This is a genomic window from Gracilibacillus salinarum (genome assembly GCF_022919575.1).
Lineage (GTDB): Bacteria > Bacillota > Bacilli > Bacillales > Amphibacillaceae > Gracilibacillus > Gracilibacillus salinarum.
In genome coordinates, this window is the sequence record NZ_CP095071.1 from 306,335 (window position 1) to 322,824 (window position 16,490).

Annotated in this window: 13 protein-coding genes; all 13 read left to right on the plus strand. The window is 39.2% G+C overall.

Going from position 1 to position 16,490, the window contains the following annotated elements:
- The first annotated feature begins 112 nt into the window (after positions 1 to 112).
- The 13 genes from MUN87_RS01510 (at position 113) to pnp (ending at position 16,182) form a co-directional block, all read left to right on the plus strand.
- The gene (locus MUN87_RS01510; RefSeq protein ID WP_244745681.1) at positions 113 to 1,813 is read left to right on the plus strand and encodes a proline--tRNA ligase; all 1,701 of its coding nucleotides are present in this window, start codon (positions 113 to 115) and stop codon (positions 1,811 to 1,813) included.
- 88 nt (positions 1,814 to 1,901) lie between these two features.
- Positions 1,902 to 6,188, plus strand: a complete 4,287-nt coding sequence (locus MUN87_RS01515; protein WP_244745683.1) for a PolC-type DNA polymerase III — start codon at positions 1,902 to 1,904, stop codon at positions 6,186 to 6,188.
- A gap of 334 nt (positions 6,189 to 6,522) precedes the next feature.
- Positions 6,523 to 7,002: a ribosome maturation factor RimP gene (gene rimP, locus MUN87_RS01520; protein ID WP_439649643.1), complete on the plus strand. Its 480-nt coding sequence runs from the start codon at positions 6,523 to 6,525 to the stop codon at positions 7,000 to 7,002.
- Positions 7,003 to 7,016: 14 nt separating this feature from the next.
- The gene (gene nusA / locus MUN87_RS01525; protein WP_244745687.1) at positions 7,017 to 8,168 is read left to right on the plus strand and encodes a transcription termination factor NusA; all 1,152 of its coding nucleotides are present in this window, start codon (positions 7,017 to 7,019) and stop codon (positions 8,166 to 8,168) included.
- Positions 8,169 to 8,180: 12 nt separating this feature from the next.
- Positions 8,181 to 8,450 carry an RNase P modulator RnpM gene (gene rnpM / locus MUN87_RS01530; RefSeq protein WP_244745689.1) on the plus strand — a complete coding sequence of 90 codons (270 nt, stop codon included), beginning with the start codon at positions 8,181 to 8,183 and terminating at the stop codon, positions 8,448 to 8,450.
- 1 nt (position 8,451) lies between these two features.
- Positions 8,452 to 8,766 (plus strand): YlxQ family RNA-binding protein, encoded by a 315-nt coding sequence (locus MUN87_RS01535; protein ID WP_244745691.1) that lies wholly within the window; start codon positions 8,452 to 8,454, stop codon positions 8,764 to 8,766.
- A 4-nt stretch (positions 8,767 to 8,770) separates the two neighbouring features.
- Positions 8,771 to 10,852 (plus strand): translation initiation factor IF-2, encoded by a 2,082-nt coding sequence (infB, locus tag MUN87_RS01540; RefSeq protein WP_244745693.1) that lies wholly within the window; start codon positions 8,771 to 8,773, stop codon positions 10,850 to 10,852.
- Positions 10,852 to 11,130: a DUF503 domain-containing protein gene (locus tag MUN87_RS01545; RefSeq protein WP_244745695.1), complete on the plus strand. Its 279-nt coding sequence runs from the start codon at positions 10,852 to 10,854 to the stop codon at positions 11,128 to 11,130. Before infB ends, MUN87_RS01545 begins: the two co-directional genes overlap by 1 nt.
- Before the next feature lie 29 nt (positions 11,131 to 11,159).
- Complete coding sequence (gene rbfA / locus MUN87_RS01550; protein ID WP_244745697.1) at positions 11,160 to 11,516, plus strand: 30S ribosome-binding factor RbfA; 357 nt, start codon at positions 11,160 to 11,162, stop codon at positions 11,514 to 11,516.
- 82 nt (positions 11,517 to 11,598) lie between these two features.
- On the plus strand, positions 11,599 to 12,510 hold the full coding sequence (truB, locus tag MUN87_RS01555) for a tRNA pseudouridine(55) synthase TruB (RefSeq protein WP_244745699.1): 912 nt from the start codon (positions 11,599 to 11,601) through the stop codon (positions 12,508 to 12,510).
- 9 nt (positions 12,511 to 12,519) lie between these two features.
- Positions 12,520 to 13,464 carry a bifunctional riboflavin kinase/FAD synthetase gene (locus tag MUN87_RS01560; RefSeq protein WP_244745701.1) on the plus strand — a complete coding sequence of 315 codons (945 nt, stop codon included), beginning with the start codon at positions 12,520 to 12,522 and terminating at the stop codon, positions 13,462 to 13,464.
- Between the two features lie 125 nt (positions 13,465 to 13,589).
- The gene (gene rpsO, locus MUN87_RS01565) at positions 13,590 to 13,859 is read left to right on the plus strand and encodes a 30S ribosomal protein S15 (protein WP_244745703.1); all 270 of its coding nucleotides are present in this window, start codon (positions 13,590 to 13,592) and stop codon (positions 13,857 to 13,859) included.
- A gap of 196 nt (positions 13,860 to 14,055) precedes the next feature.
- Positions 14,056 to 16,182, plus strand: coding sequence for a polyribonucleotide nucleotidyltransferase (pnp, locus tag MUN87_RS01570; RefSeq protein WP_244745705.1), 2,127 nt, complete (start codon positions 14,056 to 14,058; stop codon positions 16,180 to 16,182).
- Positions 16,183 to 16,490 lie beyond the last annotated feature (308 nt).

The following is a 16,490-nucleotide window of genomic DNA, read 5'->3' on the forward strand; positions in this document are numbered from 1 at the left end:
CTGAATGCTAACACCCCGATTAAATTTGCTAACCCATCCATGGGACAAGACGCCCTTGATGGATGACATACTTTTCTAATTTTTATTGAAATCATTGAGGTGATATTTGCAAATGAGACATAGTAAAACACTTATCCCAACTTTAAAAGAAGTACCAGCAGATGCGGAAATCAGAAGTCACCAACTATTAGTTCGTGCTGGATATATCCGTCAGACTGCATCAGGTATTTACAGCTTATTACCATTAGGGAATAAAGTTCTAAAAAACGTTGAAAAAATAGTTCATGAAGAAATGGAAAAAATAGGAGCAGTGGAGATGCTGATGCCTGCTCTGCAACCTTCTGAGCTCTGGAAGGAAACGGGCAGATGGAATAGCTACGGTCGAGAATTAATGCGACTAAATGACCGCCACGACCGTGAATTTGCCTTAGGAGCAACACATGAAGAAGTAACCACAAGTCTCATTGCAGATGAAGTGAAAAGTTATAAGAAACTTCCACTTAGTGTATATCAGATCCAAACAAAGTATCGCGACGAAAAAAGACCTCGTTTTGGTTTGTTACGTGGACGTGAATTTGTTATGAAGGATGCCTATTCTTTCCATACATCGCAGGAAAGTCTTGACGAAGCATACCAAAAATTTTACACAGCTTACCAGAATATTTTTTCTCGCTGTGGATTGAATTTCCGAGCGGTTATAGCAGATTCCGGCGCCATGGGCGGAAAGGATACCCATGAATTTATGGCGTTGTCCGAAGTTGGAGAAGATACAATTGCCTACTCAGATTCGTCTGACTTTGCAGCGAATATTGAGATGGCGTCTGTCCATTTGGACTATCCGGAGAATACAGAAGCAATGCAGGAATTAGAAATAGTAGATACACCTGGCTATAAGACAATGGAGCAAGTATCACAATTTTTACATGAACCATTGGAAAAAGGTATCAAATCACTGTTATTTAAAGTGGACGAACGGTTTGTCCTGGTGTTGTCACGTGGAGACCATGAAATAAATGATATTAAATTAAAGCATGCTCTCGAGGCATTCGACGTTGAATTAGCATCCCAGGAAGAAGCAAGTCAATTATTTGGGGCAGAAGTTGGTTCGATTGGGCCTGTATCTGTACCGGATGAGATAGAAGTCATTGCCGATCATGCCGTTGCAGTTATGAAAAATGCATACTGCGGTACTAATGAAAATGATAAGCATTATAAAAATGCTAATCCTGATCGCGATTTTAACATATCTTCTTTCCATGATCTTCGATTCATCAAGGAAGGTGATCCCTCTCCAGATGGACAGGGAACCATCCAATTTGCAAAAGGTATTGAAGTTGGACAGGTCTTTAAATTAGGTACGTTCTATGCAGAGAAACTAGGTGCTTCTTATTTAAATGAACAAGGCAAACAAGAAACCATGACAATGGGGTGTTACGGAGTAGGTGTCTCCCGTACTATTGCAGCTATTGTAGAGCAATATAATGATGAGAACGGGATAAAGTGGCCAAAAGAAATAACTCCTTATCAAGTTCATTTGATTGCAGTGAACCCTAAGAATGATGAACAATCGGAACTGGCTGAAGAAATCTATCAACAATTAGAAGCAAATAACATATCTGTTTTATATGACGACCGTAAAGAACGTCCAGGTGTGAAATTTGCAGACAGTGATTTAATTGGATTGCCTGTTCGTGTGACAGTTGGTAAGAAAGCTGCAGACGGCTATGTCGAATGCAAGTTGAGAGAGAATGGGGAACAAGAAGATCTTCACCTATCAGATTTGCTTCCGAAATTACATGCAATGTTTAACTAATACAATTCCCTTGTCTCCTTAACACAGACAAGGGAATTATCTTTATGTAAGCTATACTGGAAAGATTAACAAGTAAAGGAGATCAGGCATGAGCATCTCTAATCATGAAAAATTCCGACTTTTAGTGGATCAAATTGGTATAACGGACGACATGAAAAATAAGTATTTCCAAGAAGGAAGTATTGAAAAGCTCGAAGTATTTCGTGCTGATCAGCGCTGGCATTTTCATTTTCAGCTTGCTGAATCGGTTCCTGCTGATATTTATCAGCTGTTCATATTGAAACTGACAGAAGCATTTTCTTCGATTGCCAAGGTTACCTGGTCAATACAAGTACAGCAAGATCAGCTCAGCGAGAAGGAACGTTTTGATTATTGGCAGATTTTTCTATCAGAATTAGTGAATGAATCCCCAAAATATCGAGCAATAGAAAATAAAAAGCCATTATTTAATGATAATACTATTATGTTAACTGTAAGTAACCAGATCGAAGCACAGTGGGGGAAAAATATTCAAGGGCATCTTGATCAATTTTGTACAAAAGCTGGTCTAGCCAAGCAAATTATCAAAATGGAAGTAGCCGATCAACAAGAGGAGTTAGAGAAATTCCAACAGGAAAAAGCAATGGAAGACCGTAAAAAAGTCGAAGAAGCTTTTAAACAACAAGAAAAACGCGCACAGGAATCAAAACAGGAAACGGATATGGGACCTGTTCAACTCGGCTATCCGATTAAAGAAGTACCTGTTCCGATGAGAGACATTTTCGAAGAAGAGAAAAGCATTGTCTTTCAAGGTTATCTATTTGATGCTGACATCCGTGAATTACGATCAGGAAGACATTTGCTTATCCTGAAGGTGACAGATTATACCGATTCCTTCCAGATAAAAATGTTTTCTAAAGGTGATCAAGACGTTGAAAAGTTTAAGCAGTTAAAAGAAGGACTCTGGATTAAGGCTAAAGGTATGATTCAGACTGATAATTTCTCGAATGAATTAACGATGATGGCTAAAGACATTCAACAAGTCCCTACTATCACAAGAGACGATCCAGGTCTGGATGGGGAGAAGCGTGTAGAACTGCATGCCCACACATTGATGAGCCAGATGGATGCAGTAGTGTCAGCGTCTAAATTAGTCGAGCAAGCTGGTAAATGGGGGCATAAAGCAATTGCTATTACTGACCATGCTGTTGCGCAAGCTTATCCAGAGGCATATGCAGCTGGGCAAAAGCACGGAGTGAAGGTTGTCTACGGTGTCGAAGCGAATATTGTCGATGACGGTGTGCCGATTGCCTATAATGAAGCAGATCGGAATTTGGCTGAGGATACCTATGTGGTATTTGACGTCGAAACAACTGGTTTATCTGCAATTTACGATACGATTATTGAGCTTGCAGCTGTAAAAATTACAAACGGTGAGATCGTGGATCGATATGAATCGTTTGCTAACCCTCATCATCCACTGTCCGAAACGACAACGAATTTAACTGGGATAACAGATGACATGGTCAAAGATGCCCCGGAAGTAGAAGATGTCTTGAAGGAATTCCATGCTTGGATGGGCGATGCGATTTTGGTTGCTCATAACGCTGACTTTGATATGGGCTTTTTGAATACAGGGTTTAAGCGGATTGGTTATGATGAGGCAAGTAATCCTGTTATCGATACACTGGAGTTGGCTAGATTACTTTTCCCTGAATTAAAGAATCACCGTCTCAATACACTTTGTAAAAAGCTTGATATTGAATTAACCCAGCACCACCGGGCGATTTACGATGCTGAAGCAACAGGTTATTTGTTGTGGAAATTTGTGAAACTATCGATAGAACGAGGCATTACTAATCACAATCAATATAATCAGCATATGGGGGAAGGTAATGCATATCAGCGTTCGAGACCTTTCCATGCGACGTTGCTTGCCGTTACTCAGGAAGGCTTAAAGAATATTTATAAACTGGTATCGATGGCACATATCAATTATTTTTATCGTGTACCAAGAATTCCGAGATCCAAGCTGCAGCAGTATCGAGAAGGGATATTAGTTGGAACTGCTTGTGATCAGGGGGAAGTCTTTGAAACGATGATGCAAAAATCGAAGGAACAGGCTGAAAAAGTAGCGAAATTTTATGATTATATTGAAGTTCAGCCACCTGCCAATTTTGTTCATTTATATGACAGAGAGTTAGTACAGAATGAAGCGCAGTTATACGATATTATCCGTAATATCGTGCAATTAGCTAGTGACCTTAACAAACCATGTGTGGCGACAGGGAATGTTCACCACATTAATGAAAATGATCGCATATACCGTCAAATCCTGATTTCATCACAAAGTGGTAATCCTTTAAGTCGTCAAACATTGCCAAATGCCTATTTCAGAACAACCACTGAGATGATGGAGGCTTTCTCCTTTTTAGGCGAAGAGACAGCAAAACAAATTGTTATCGATAATCCCAATGCACTTGTAGATCAGTTAGAAGATATTAAACCTGTTAAAGAAGATTTGTACACACCAAATATCGAAGGTGCAGAACAAGAGATTAGAGATTTAAGTTACAATTTTGCCCGGTCTGTATATGGTGATGAGTTGCCAGAACTCGTTGAAAAAAGAATAGAGAAAGAATTAAAAAGTATAATAGGACATGGATTCGCAGTTATTTACTTAATTTCACAAAAACTGGTGAAAAAGTCATTGGATGACGGATACCTGGTTGGTTCAAGGGGTTCCGTTGGTTCATCTTTAATTGCGACATTCACTGAAATTACAGAAGTAAATCCCTTGCCGCCTCATTATGTTTGTCCAGAATGTAAGGAAAGTCAGTTCTTCGATGATGGATCTGTCGGGAGCGGGTTCGATTTACCTGACAAAAATTGTTCCAAGTGTGACGTACCACTCAAGAAGGACGGCCAGGACATTCCCTTTGAGACATTCTTAGGCTTTAAAGGGGATAAGGTCCCCGATATTGACTTGAACTTTTCTGGTGAATATCAACCACGGGCACATAACTACACGAAAGTATTGTTTGGTGAAGATAATGTCTATCGCGCTGGAACAATTGGTACAGTTGCGGAGAAGACGGCATATGGATATGTTAAAGGATATGCTAGCGATAAGGAGATGACCCTGAAACAAGCTGAGGTTGATCGGCTTGTGAAAGGTTGTACTGGTGCTAAACGAACGACCGGTCAGCACCCAGGTGGTATTATAGTAGTACCAGATGATAAAGAAATCTATGATTTTACACCCATACAGTTTCCTGCGGATGACCGTAACTCGGAATGGAGAACGACACACTTTGACTTCCATTCTATTCATGATAATTTGTTAAAACTAGATATACTTGGACACGATGATCCAACCGTTATCAGAATGTTACAGGATTTAAGCGGAATAGATCCGCAAACTGTACCGACCGATGATGAGGAAGTAATGAAAATTTTCTCCGGGCCGGAAGTGTTAGGTGTGACATCTGACCAAATTATGTGTAAAACTGGTACATTGGGCGTACCTGAGTTTGGTACTCGATTCGTCCGTCAAATGCTGGAGGATACAAAGCCAAAGACATTTGCCGAGCTTGTTATTATATCAGGACTAAGTCACGGTACAGATGTATGGTTAGGAAATGCACAGGAATTAATTAATAACGGTATTTGCGGCTTGCCAGATGTTATTGGTTGTCGTGATGATATTATGGTCTACCTGATGCACAAAGGCTTAGATGCATCGCTTGCGTTTAAAATCATGGAATTTGTTCGTAAAGGTAAAGGACTTGACCCAGAGTGGATTGAGGAAATGAAAAAGCATGATGTGCCCGATTGGTACATCGATTCCTGTAAGAAAATAAAGTATATGTTCCCGAAGGCACACGCTGCCGCATATGTGTTAATGGCGATTCGTATCGCTTACTTTAAAGTGCATCATCCTATTTTATTCTATGCAGCCTATTTCACAGTAAGAGCAGATGATTTTGAATTAGATACAATGGTTAAAGGATCAGAAGCAATTCGCAAACGGGTGAAAGAAATTTTAGAAAAAGGTAATGATGCGCCGCCTAAAGAGAAAAGTTTACTCACAGTATTGGAATTGGCGTTGGAAATGAATGAGAGGGGCTACCACTTCCAGAAAGTAGATCTTTATCGTTCATCAGCAACGGAATTTCTTGTTGAGGAAAACAGTTTAATTCCGCCATTTAATGCAGTAGATGGTTTAGGAACGAATGCTGCCATTAACATCGAAAAAGCACGTGAAGATGGTGAGTTCTTATCAAAAGAAGATTTGCGTGAACGAAGCAGAATATCGAAAACAGTACTGGAATATTTAGATCAGCATGGATGTCTAGAAGGGATGGCTGACAAAAATCAACTGTCACTATTCTAAATGACCAGCACTCTAAATTGCTTATCCACAATTTGCTGAAAAGTGCAGATTACACTGTTTTATTGGATAAATATATCATATTCCTTGCATTGTATACCGATTCATGCTATATTTTAAACAGATTTCATTTGATGCGGACAGAAGAAAGAGTGGGTGAACCCACTCTTTCTTCTTAGCTGTCATGCGAAGTAAGGATATGGATTGATGCAAATCCCTTGCCAATTATGGCAAGGGATTTATCATTCCCTTTTCAACTATCACACTAATAACGGTGTGTATCGTTTCTCAATTATGGGAAATATATTCTAAAGAACAAAATGCAGCAGAGGAGGTAATGAAATTGGCACTCAATATTGCACAACAGACAGAAGAATTTGTAACACCTATTTTAGAAGAACTTTCTTTAGAACTGGTAGATATCGTATATGAGAAAGAAGGTCCTAATTGGTTTTTACGAGTTTATATTGATAAAGATGGTGGCGTAGATATTGAAGAATGTGGACTTGTTTCTGAAAAATTAAGTGCAAAACTGGATGAAGCAGATCCAATCAAAGAAGCGTATTTCCTGGAAGTTTCTTCTCCTGGAGTAGAACGACCACTCAAAAAAAGTGAAGATTTCGAAAAGCATATCGGGCATCATGTCTTTGTGAAGCTGTATGAGCCGATTGCTGGTGAAAAAGCATTCACAGGTGATCTTATTGACTTTAAGAATGGCTATGCAACAATTCAATATAAGGAAAAAACCAAAAAGAAAGAAGTGGAAATTCCATTTGACAAAATTGCTAAAGCGCGCTTAGCTGTTACTTTTGATTAAAGGGGGAAATTAGGTTGAACAGAGAATTGTTCGATGCAATGAATTATTTAGAAAAGGAAAAAGGAATAAACAAAGATATTTTAATGGAAGCCTTAGAAGCAGCATTAATATCGGCATACAAGAAAAACTTTAAGTCCGCAACAAATGTGCGAGTTGATATAAATGAAGAAGCTGGTTCCATGGGCGTATTTGCTCAGAAAGAGATTGTGGAAGAAGTAGAGGATCATCAACAGCAAATGTCGCTAGAAGAAGCGCACCACATTAATCCTTCCTATGAAGTAGGCGATGTAGTAGAGGTAGAAGTAACGCCGAGAGATTTCGGACGAATCGCTGCTCAGGCTGCGAAACAAGTAGTTACACAAAGAGTGCGTGAAGCAGAGCGTGGTATTATATTTAATGAATATATCGATCGTGAAGATGATATTATGAATGGTACGATTCAGCGAATGGACGGTCGTTTCATCTATGTCAACTTGGGTAAAGTAGAAGCAAAATTACCGGAATCCGAGTGTATGCCTACCGAAACATATCAGGTACATGATAGAATTAAGGTTTATGTGACCAAAGTTGAAAATTCCAATAAAGGTCCTAATATTTTTGTTTCGAGAACTCATCCAGGATTACTAAAAAGGTTATTCGAAATGGAAGTCCCTGAAATCTTTGATGGTACAGTCGAAGTGAAGTCTGTGGCACGAGAAGCGGGTGATCGTTCGAAGATCTCGGTACATGCAGAAGATCCTGAGATCGATCCGGTCGGTTCATGCGTCGGACAAAAAGGGCAACGGGTACAAACAATCGTTGATGAATTAAAAGGTGAAAAAATAGATATCGTGGAATGGTCTGAAGACCCTGTTGTCTATGTATCTAATGCACTTAGTCCATCAAAAGTGGTCAAAGTCCTTGTCGATGAGGAAGAGAAGGCTACAACAGTCATCGTGCCGGACTATCAATTGTCACTTGCAATTGGTAAACGTGGGCAGAATGCAAGACTTGCTGCTAAATTAACAGGATGGAAAATCGATATTAAGAGTGAATCGGAAGCAATAGAAGAAGGTATGATTTCAGAAGAACAAGCGGATGAAAGCCTTGAAGGGTTAGAATATGAGGACGATAGCCTGGACTTTGAAGAATCTTACGAAAATATGGATGAAGATCTATTTAAGTAAGGAGTGATTCTAATGGCTAAGAAGCGCAAACTTCCGCTTAGAAAATGTGTAATTACACAAGAAATGAAGCCGAAACAATCGTTAATTCGAGTGGTCAAAACCAAAGAAGGCGAAGTATTTGTCGATCCCACTGGTAAGAAAAACGGCCGTGGTGCCTATGTTTCCAAGGACTTGCAAGTAATCGATCAGGCGCAAAAAAATGGTGCACTCGACAAACATTTGGAGATAAAAATCCCGGACGAGGTGTACCAGCACCTGCGTCATGAGATTGAAGGCGAATAAGGTGAATAAGGCATATTTAAATATTATCGGCTTAGCCAATCGTGCAGGGAAATGTACGTTTGGTGAAGAGCTAATCGTAAAGGAAATTCAGTCAAAGAAAGCAAGAATAGTTCTTATCGCAAGTGATATCGGAGATCAGACAAAAAAGAAATTAACGGATAAATGTACGTATTATCACATCCCTTTTTTCTTTATTGACGATCGAGATACACTTTCACAAGCGGTAGGTAAATCAGGTCGTGTAGCTGTTTCGATTCATGAGCAAGGATTTGCGAAGAAATTGATTGCACTGCTTGATGAAAATTTTCGGGGGTGAACGTATGTCAAAAATACGAGTATATGAATACGCAAAGCAAGTAAATAAAACAAGCAAAGATATTATTAATAAATTAAGTGAGCTGAATACACCAGTCTCCAATCACATGGCTACAATTTCAGACGAAACAATCACAAAGTTAGATCAAACATTCAAAGCATCAACGAAAGAACAGCCAAAACAACAAGAAAACAATAAGAATGATCACAAAAAAGGCTCTGGACAACATTCAAATAAGCCGTCCAATAAAAATCAAAAGAAACAGAAAAAACAGGATAATCATAAAAAAGAAGCGCCAAAACAGGAATCGAAAAAGGCAAATACACAGCCAAAACAACCAGAAAAGATTACTTACATTGGTTCCATTACAGTAGGTGAACTTGCCGAGAAGTTAAACAAAGAAACTAACGAAATCATTAAAAAACTCATGTTTTTAGGAGTAATGGCAACGAAAAATCAGGATCTTGACGAAGATGCCTTAGAATTAATCTGTGGTGAGTACGGTGTAGAAGTAGAGGAAGAAGTGGAAGTGGATAAATCGGATTTAGCAAATTATATCGCTGAAGAAGATCCGGAAAAACTAGAAGAGCGTCCGCCGGTAGTAACTATCATGGGGCACGTTGATCATGGTAAAACAACCTTATTGGATTCGATCCGTAATACGAAGGTGACAGAAGGCGAAGCTGGTGGAATTACGCAACATATTGGTGCTTATCAAATAAGCGAAAATGATAAAAAAGTTACATTTCTGGATACACCTGGTCACGCTGCCTTTACCAGCATGCGTTCCAGAGGTGCTCAAATTACAGATATTGCGATTTTAGTTGTTGCAGCTGATGATGGTGTTATGCCACAAACGGTTGAAGCGATCAATCATGCCAAAGCAGCAGAAGTACCTATTATTGTTGCAGTGAACAAAATGGATAAAGAGGGTGCTAATCCTGACCGCGTAATGCAAGAATTAACAGAATATCAGTTAATCCCAGAGGACTGGGGTGGAGACACCATCTTTGTAAACTTATCTGCACTAAAAGGAGAAGGCATTGATGATTTATTAGAAATGATTCTTCTTGTATCGGAAGTAGAAGAATTGAAGGCAAATGCTGACCGTTTAGCAGATGGTACCGTAATTGAAGCACAATTAGATAAAGGTCGCGGTTCTGTTGCATCATTATTAGTGCAAAATGGTACACTAAAAGTAGGAGATCCAATTGTAGTTGGTAATACATTTGGCCGTGTTCGTGCAATGGTAAATGACCTTGGCAAACGTATTAAATCAGCTGGACCTTCGACGCCTGTAGAAATCACAGGATTAAATGATGTGCCGTTGGCTGGCGATCGCTTTGTTGTATTCAAAGATGAAAAGCAAGCACGCCAGATTGGTGAAATGCGTCAGGAAATCCAATTGGAAGAAAAACGTGGTTCGCAATCTCGTGTAAGCCTTGATGATCTATTCGAACAAATTAAACAAGGTGATATTAAAGACATCAATGTTATTTTAAAAGCAGATGTGCAAGGATCGGTGGAAGCTTTGGCAGCATCGCTGCAAAAGATCGATGTAGAAGGGGTAAAAGTTAACATTATCCATACAGGCGTAGGTGCAATTAAAGAATCTGATATTATCTTGGCATCCGCATCAAACGCAATTGTCATCGGCTTTAATGTTCGCCCTGATAACAATGCGAAGAAAGCGGCTGAATCAGAAAAAGTAGATATTCGTTTACACCGTGTTATTTACAAAGCAATTGAAGAAGTGGAAGCAGCGATGAAAGGTATGCTGGATCCAGAATTTGAAGAAAAAGTAATTGGGCAAGTAGAAGTTAGAGAAATCTTTAAGGTTTCTAAAATTGGTACCATTGCCGGTGCATATGTAACGGATGGTAAAGTAACAAGAGACTCCGGAATACGCTTAATCCGTGACGGGGTAGTTGTGTTTGAAGGTGAAATCGATACGCTCAAACGTTTTAAAGACGATGTGAAAGAAGTAGCTCAAAACTATGAGTGTGGTATCACGATCAAGAACTACAATGACATTAAAGAAGGCGATGTAATCGAAGCATATGTAATGGAAGAAGTGCAAATCTAATGATTACCTATGCCGAGGTTGAGTTTATTCTTTATGAATGTCATTCATTGAAAGATAAGCGTTCTGTACTAAAGAGGATACAAAATCGGTTAACGAAACAATTAAATGTAGCGATTGCGGAGATCGATTATCAAGACTTATGGCAACGATCGAAATTCGCCATCGTTACGGTCACGACTACGGTCGAATTGGGAGAACAAATGATGCAGCAAGCATGCAAAATCATTGATTCCTTCACAGAAATTGAACGAACCATTACAAATGTAGAAATCAAATAACTAATGGATTATAGAAAGAGGTGATACGGATGGGGGAATTACGCTCTAATCGAGTCGCCGAACAAATGAAAAAAGAGCTTGGTGATATAATCTCTCGAAAAATCAAAGACCCGCGCGTTGGTTTTGTAACCATCACGGATGTAGAAGTGACCGGTGATTTGCAGCAAGCGAAAGTTTTTATATCTGTATTAGGTGACGAAAATAAGCGTCAGGAAACCTTAATCGGACTTGCAAAAGCGAAAGGATTCATCCGATCAGAAATTGGCAAGCGAATTCGATTAAGAAAAACACCAGAATTAATGTTCGACTTTGATGATACGATTGAACGTGGTAATCGAATAGAACATATCCTGCGTGAATTGAACGATACAAACGAAGAAGACTAACATGTAGAAAACCCTTGTCATTACAAGGGTTTTCTCACTGTCTAATTCAACAAAGCGTATTAACGCTTAAAAGAGGTGACATATGGACGGGATTTTACCATTGTGGAAAACAAAAGGCATGACATCTCATGATTGTGTATTTAAAGTGAGAAAATTGCTTCGGACCAAAAAAGTAGGACATACAGGAACTCTAGATCCAGAAGTAGAAGGTGTTTTACCAATCTGTATCGGAGAAGCTACCAAAATTGTTCCGTACCTAACAGATACAACAAAAACATACCGCGCTGTTGCAAAAATTGGTTTTTCGACGGATACCGAAGATCAAACAGGTACCGTAATGCAACAAGCCGCTGTAGATAAGCCGTTAGAAAACGATGCTATTATAGCTGTTTTAGAGGGATTTGCAGGCGAAACGCAGCAACAGGTACCATTATATTCTGCGGTAAAAGTAAACGGTAAGAAGTTATATGAGTATGCACGTGCGAACGAACCGGTCGAACGGCCTATTCGCAGTATTACAGTTCACAATATTCGTTTTTTAGATACGACGTATGATAAAGTAGAAAAGACACAAACAATAGAGTTTGAGGTTACCTGTTCAAAGGGTACATACATTCGTACGTTATGTGTTGATATAGGAAAAGCACTAGGGTATCCAGCGCATATGGCACACCTTGTCCGTACTGCAACAGGACATATTGCGCAAGATCAAACATTGACTTTAGCTCAATTGCAGTTAATGAAAGAAGAGGAACGCGTAATCCCTTTGTTAACTATTGATCGAGCTTTAGCTCATATGGATAAAATCGAGATTTCTGAAAGTACGAAAGTCAAGGTGTTACATGGACAGAAACTGCCGATGCCGGAACCTGTACCACGCACACCATTTTTTAGAATGGTGTATCAGCAACATACGATTGCGATTTATCAGACTCTGAATGATCAGCACCAGATTAAACCGGCTAGGGTATTTAGATTCAACGAAAGAAAGTAGGTGAGACAGATGGAAGTAACATCCCTTTACTATCCACATTCCTTACAAACAAACCAGCTGCCAGCTGCTGTGGCTGCAATTGGATTTTTTGATGGTGTTCACAAAGGCCATCAAAAGGTTATAAACAAAGCCAAGCAGATTGCCGAAGATCAACATAAACATGCAGCGGTGATAACTTTTGATCCACATCCATCTGTTGTCTTACAGCAGAAAAAAGAACAAGTGAAATATATTACTCCGATAGAAGACAAAATAAAAAGAATGGATACGCTCGGAGTGGATAACCTTTATATTATTCGCTTTGATCAGCAATTAGCTCAACTTTCGCCACAAGCATTTATTGAACATTTTATTTCAGGTTTGAACATTTCTCATTTGGTGGCAGGCTTTGACTTTACTTTCGGTCATAAAGGGGCCGGTAATATGGATAATATTCACAGTTTTACAGCAAATGAACTGGATGTAACGAAAGTATCCAGATTTGATCATCAAGAGGACAAAATCAGTTCTACCAGAATTCGTGAAGCCTTGCAGCTTGGTGAGATGGAAAAAGCAGAGGTATTACTGGGAAGACCTTATGCATTGACCGGAGAAGTTGTCCACGGAGATAAACGCGGTCGAACTATTGGTTTCCCCACAGCGAATTTGAAAATAGCTGATAACTATTTTTTACCAAAAATTGGGGTATATGCTGTAGAAGTTAAGATTAATGAATCATTTTATTACGGTATGGCTAATCTTGGCTATAATCCAACTTTCACTGATGACAGGGAAAATACAAAATTGGAAGTGCACATTTTTGATTTTAATGAAAACATATACGGAGATAATGTGACTATTTATTGGAGAAAATATATCCGTGATGAAGAGAAATTTACAGGTGTTGAAGAATTAGTGGACAAATTAAAAGTAGATGAGTACGTCAGCAGAGAATTTTTTGCAATAAATCATTGAAACTACTTGCAATTTGTCCTGAAAAGTTGTAATCTTTAATATGGAACCATCCGCTTGGCTATTCGAGTCTCCGACGACTGCTAGGGGATTGGGGTTTCAAGAAATTAGTACAGGAGGTGAATAGGATGGCTATCACTCAAGATCGTAAAAACGAAATCATCGGTGAATACAAAACACATGAGAACGATACTGGATCTCCAGAAGTTCAAATTGCTGTCCTTACAGAGGAAATCAATAATTTGAATAATCACTTACGTATTCATAAGAAAGATCACCATTCTCGTCGTGGTCTTTTAAAGATGGTTGGTAAACGTCGTAACTTATTAAATTACCTACGTAATAAAGATGTTGCGCGTTATCGTACTCTAATTCAAAAATTAGGCTTACGTCGATAAGTCAAGGAAAGCGGGAGTCATCCCGCTTTTTCTGTATGCAAAAATAAGTTTATTTGATTAATCCTAAGGAATTTAGAAAATACTATAGACATACTGGATTGAATTTAATAAATGCTACTAGTTACATATGTACCAACAACATGCTAAAATAGCAATTAGTGGCTATAAGCATAGTTGTTTTGAGAGGAGTTCTATAATGGCAGAGGAAAAGAAAGTATTTTCAACTGAAATTGCCGGCCAACCATTCCGTGTGGAAATTGGAGAATTGGCGAAACAGGCAAATGGTGCATGTATGGTGCACTATGGTGATACAGCAGTTTTGGCAACAGCAACTGCATCTAAGGAACCAAAGGACTTACCTTTTTTCCCGTTAACCGTTAACTATGAAGAACGTTTATATGCGGTAGGTAAAATTCCTGGTGGTTTTATTAAGCGTGAAGGTCGACCTAGCGAAAAGGCTGTCTTGACTTCCCGTTTGATTGACCGTCCGATTCGTCCTTTATTTCCAGATGGATTCCGAAATGAAGTACAAGTTATCAGCACAGTGATGAGTGTGGATCAGAATTTACCGACAGAAATTGCGGCAATGATCGGTTCTTCCATCGCGTTAAGTGTTTCTGATATTCCGTTCGGTGGTCCTATTGCGGGCGTTGTTGTAGGCCGAGTAGATGGCCAGTTTATTATTAACCCGACACTTGAAGAACGTGAAAAAAGCGATATCGACTTAACAGTAGCGGGTACGAAAGATGCGATTAATATGGTGGAAGCTGGTGCTAATGAAGTGCCGGAAGAAATCATGTTAGAAGCAATTATGTTTGGTCATGAAGAAATTAAACGTTTGATTGCTTTTCAAGAAGAAATTATTGCAGCATTACAAGTTGAGAAGATGGAAATTAAATTGTTTGATCTTGATGCAGCAATTGTGGAGGAAGTAGAAGCAAAAGCGAAGCAACGTCTTGTCGAAGCAATCCAGGTACAGGAAAAACATGCTCGTGAAGAAGCAATTGATGCTGTGAAAACTGACATTAAAGCAGAATATGAAGAACAAGAAGACAATGGTGCAGAGGATAAACTGAAACAGGTGTCTGCTGTACTTGATAAAATCGTCAAAGAAGAAGTGCGTCGATTGATCACAAAAGAAAAGGTTCGTCCTGATGGGAGAAAGATTGACGAAATCCGACCGCTTTCTTCAAGAATCAGTGTGTTACCTCGTACTCACGGATCCGGCTTGTTCACTCGTGGCCAAACGCAAGCATTAAGCATTTGTACACTAGGTGCACTGGGTGATGTGCAAATTCTAGACGGATTAGATGCAGAAGAGTCCAAACGATTTATGCATCATTATAATTTCCCATCCTTTAGTGTTGGTGAAACTGGCCCGATTCGTGGTCCTGGTCGTCGTGAAATTGGACACGGTGCATTAGGGGAACGAGCATTGGAAAAAGTCGTTCCTGACGAAAAAGAATTCCCATACACTATTCGTCTTGTTTCAGAAGTATTAGAATCTAATGGTTCTACATCGCAAGCAAGTATCTGTGCAAGTACATTAGCAATGATGGATGCCGGTGTGCCAATTAAAGCACCTGTAGCAGGTATTGCGATGGGACTTGTCAAATCTGGTGAGGACTACACGATTTTAAGTGATATCCAGGGGATGGAAGATTTCCTAGGCGATATGGACTTTAAAGTAGCAGGTACAGAACAGGGTGTTACTGCTCTGCAGATGGATATTAAAATTGATGGTTTATCTCGTGAAATTTTAGAAGAAGCTCTTACACAAGCGAAAAAAGGTCGTAAGCATATTCTTTCTCACATGTTAGAAACGATTAACGAACCAAAAGAGCAACTTTCTGATTATGCACCAAAAATTCTTACGATGGAAATTAATCCTGATAAAATCCGTGATGTCATCGGACCAAGCGGTAAACAGATTAACAAGATCATTGAAGAAACAGGTGTCAAAATCGATATTGAACAAGATGGACATGTATTTATTTCCTCTACAGATATGACGATGAACAACAAAGCAAAACAGTTAATAGAAGATATCGTACGAGAAGTAGAAGTTGGCCAGATGTACTTAGGTACTGTAAAACGTGTCGAGAAGTTCGGGGCTTTTGTTGAATTGTTTAAAGGAAAAGAAGGTCTTGTGCACATTTCTGAATTGGCAGAAGAACGCATTGGCAAAGTCGAAGATGTTGTGAAGATCGGTGACCAGATAATGGTGAAAGTAAAAGAAATCGATCGTCAAGGCCGTGTAAATCTATCCAGAAAAGCAGTTCTTATTGACGAAAAAGAAAAAGAACAAAAACAAAACGATTAAACAAAAAAGAAGCTGGCTAACCAGTTTCTTTTTTTTACACGTTGAGAATGGACGAAGTATTAGTATGGTTGGTTATCATGTAGAGTATGTCTGCGTTACGTGGGGTACCACTTCGCATACTGCGGTCTGCTAACTTTGTGAAGAAAAGGCACTTCACAAAGTCGATCTTCAGCTCGTACTGTACTGCGGGAGTCTACGTGATTGGCCTACGCTATTTATATGATCACATTGTCATACCATTTGTACTTAACATAATCTGTATTATGTTAACTAAAAAGTATATATATGCTTGAAATGGTAATAAAGGA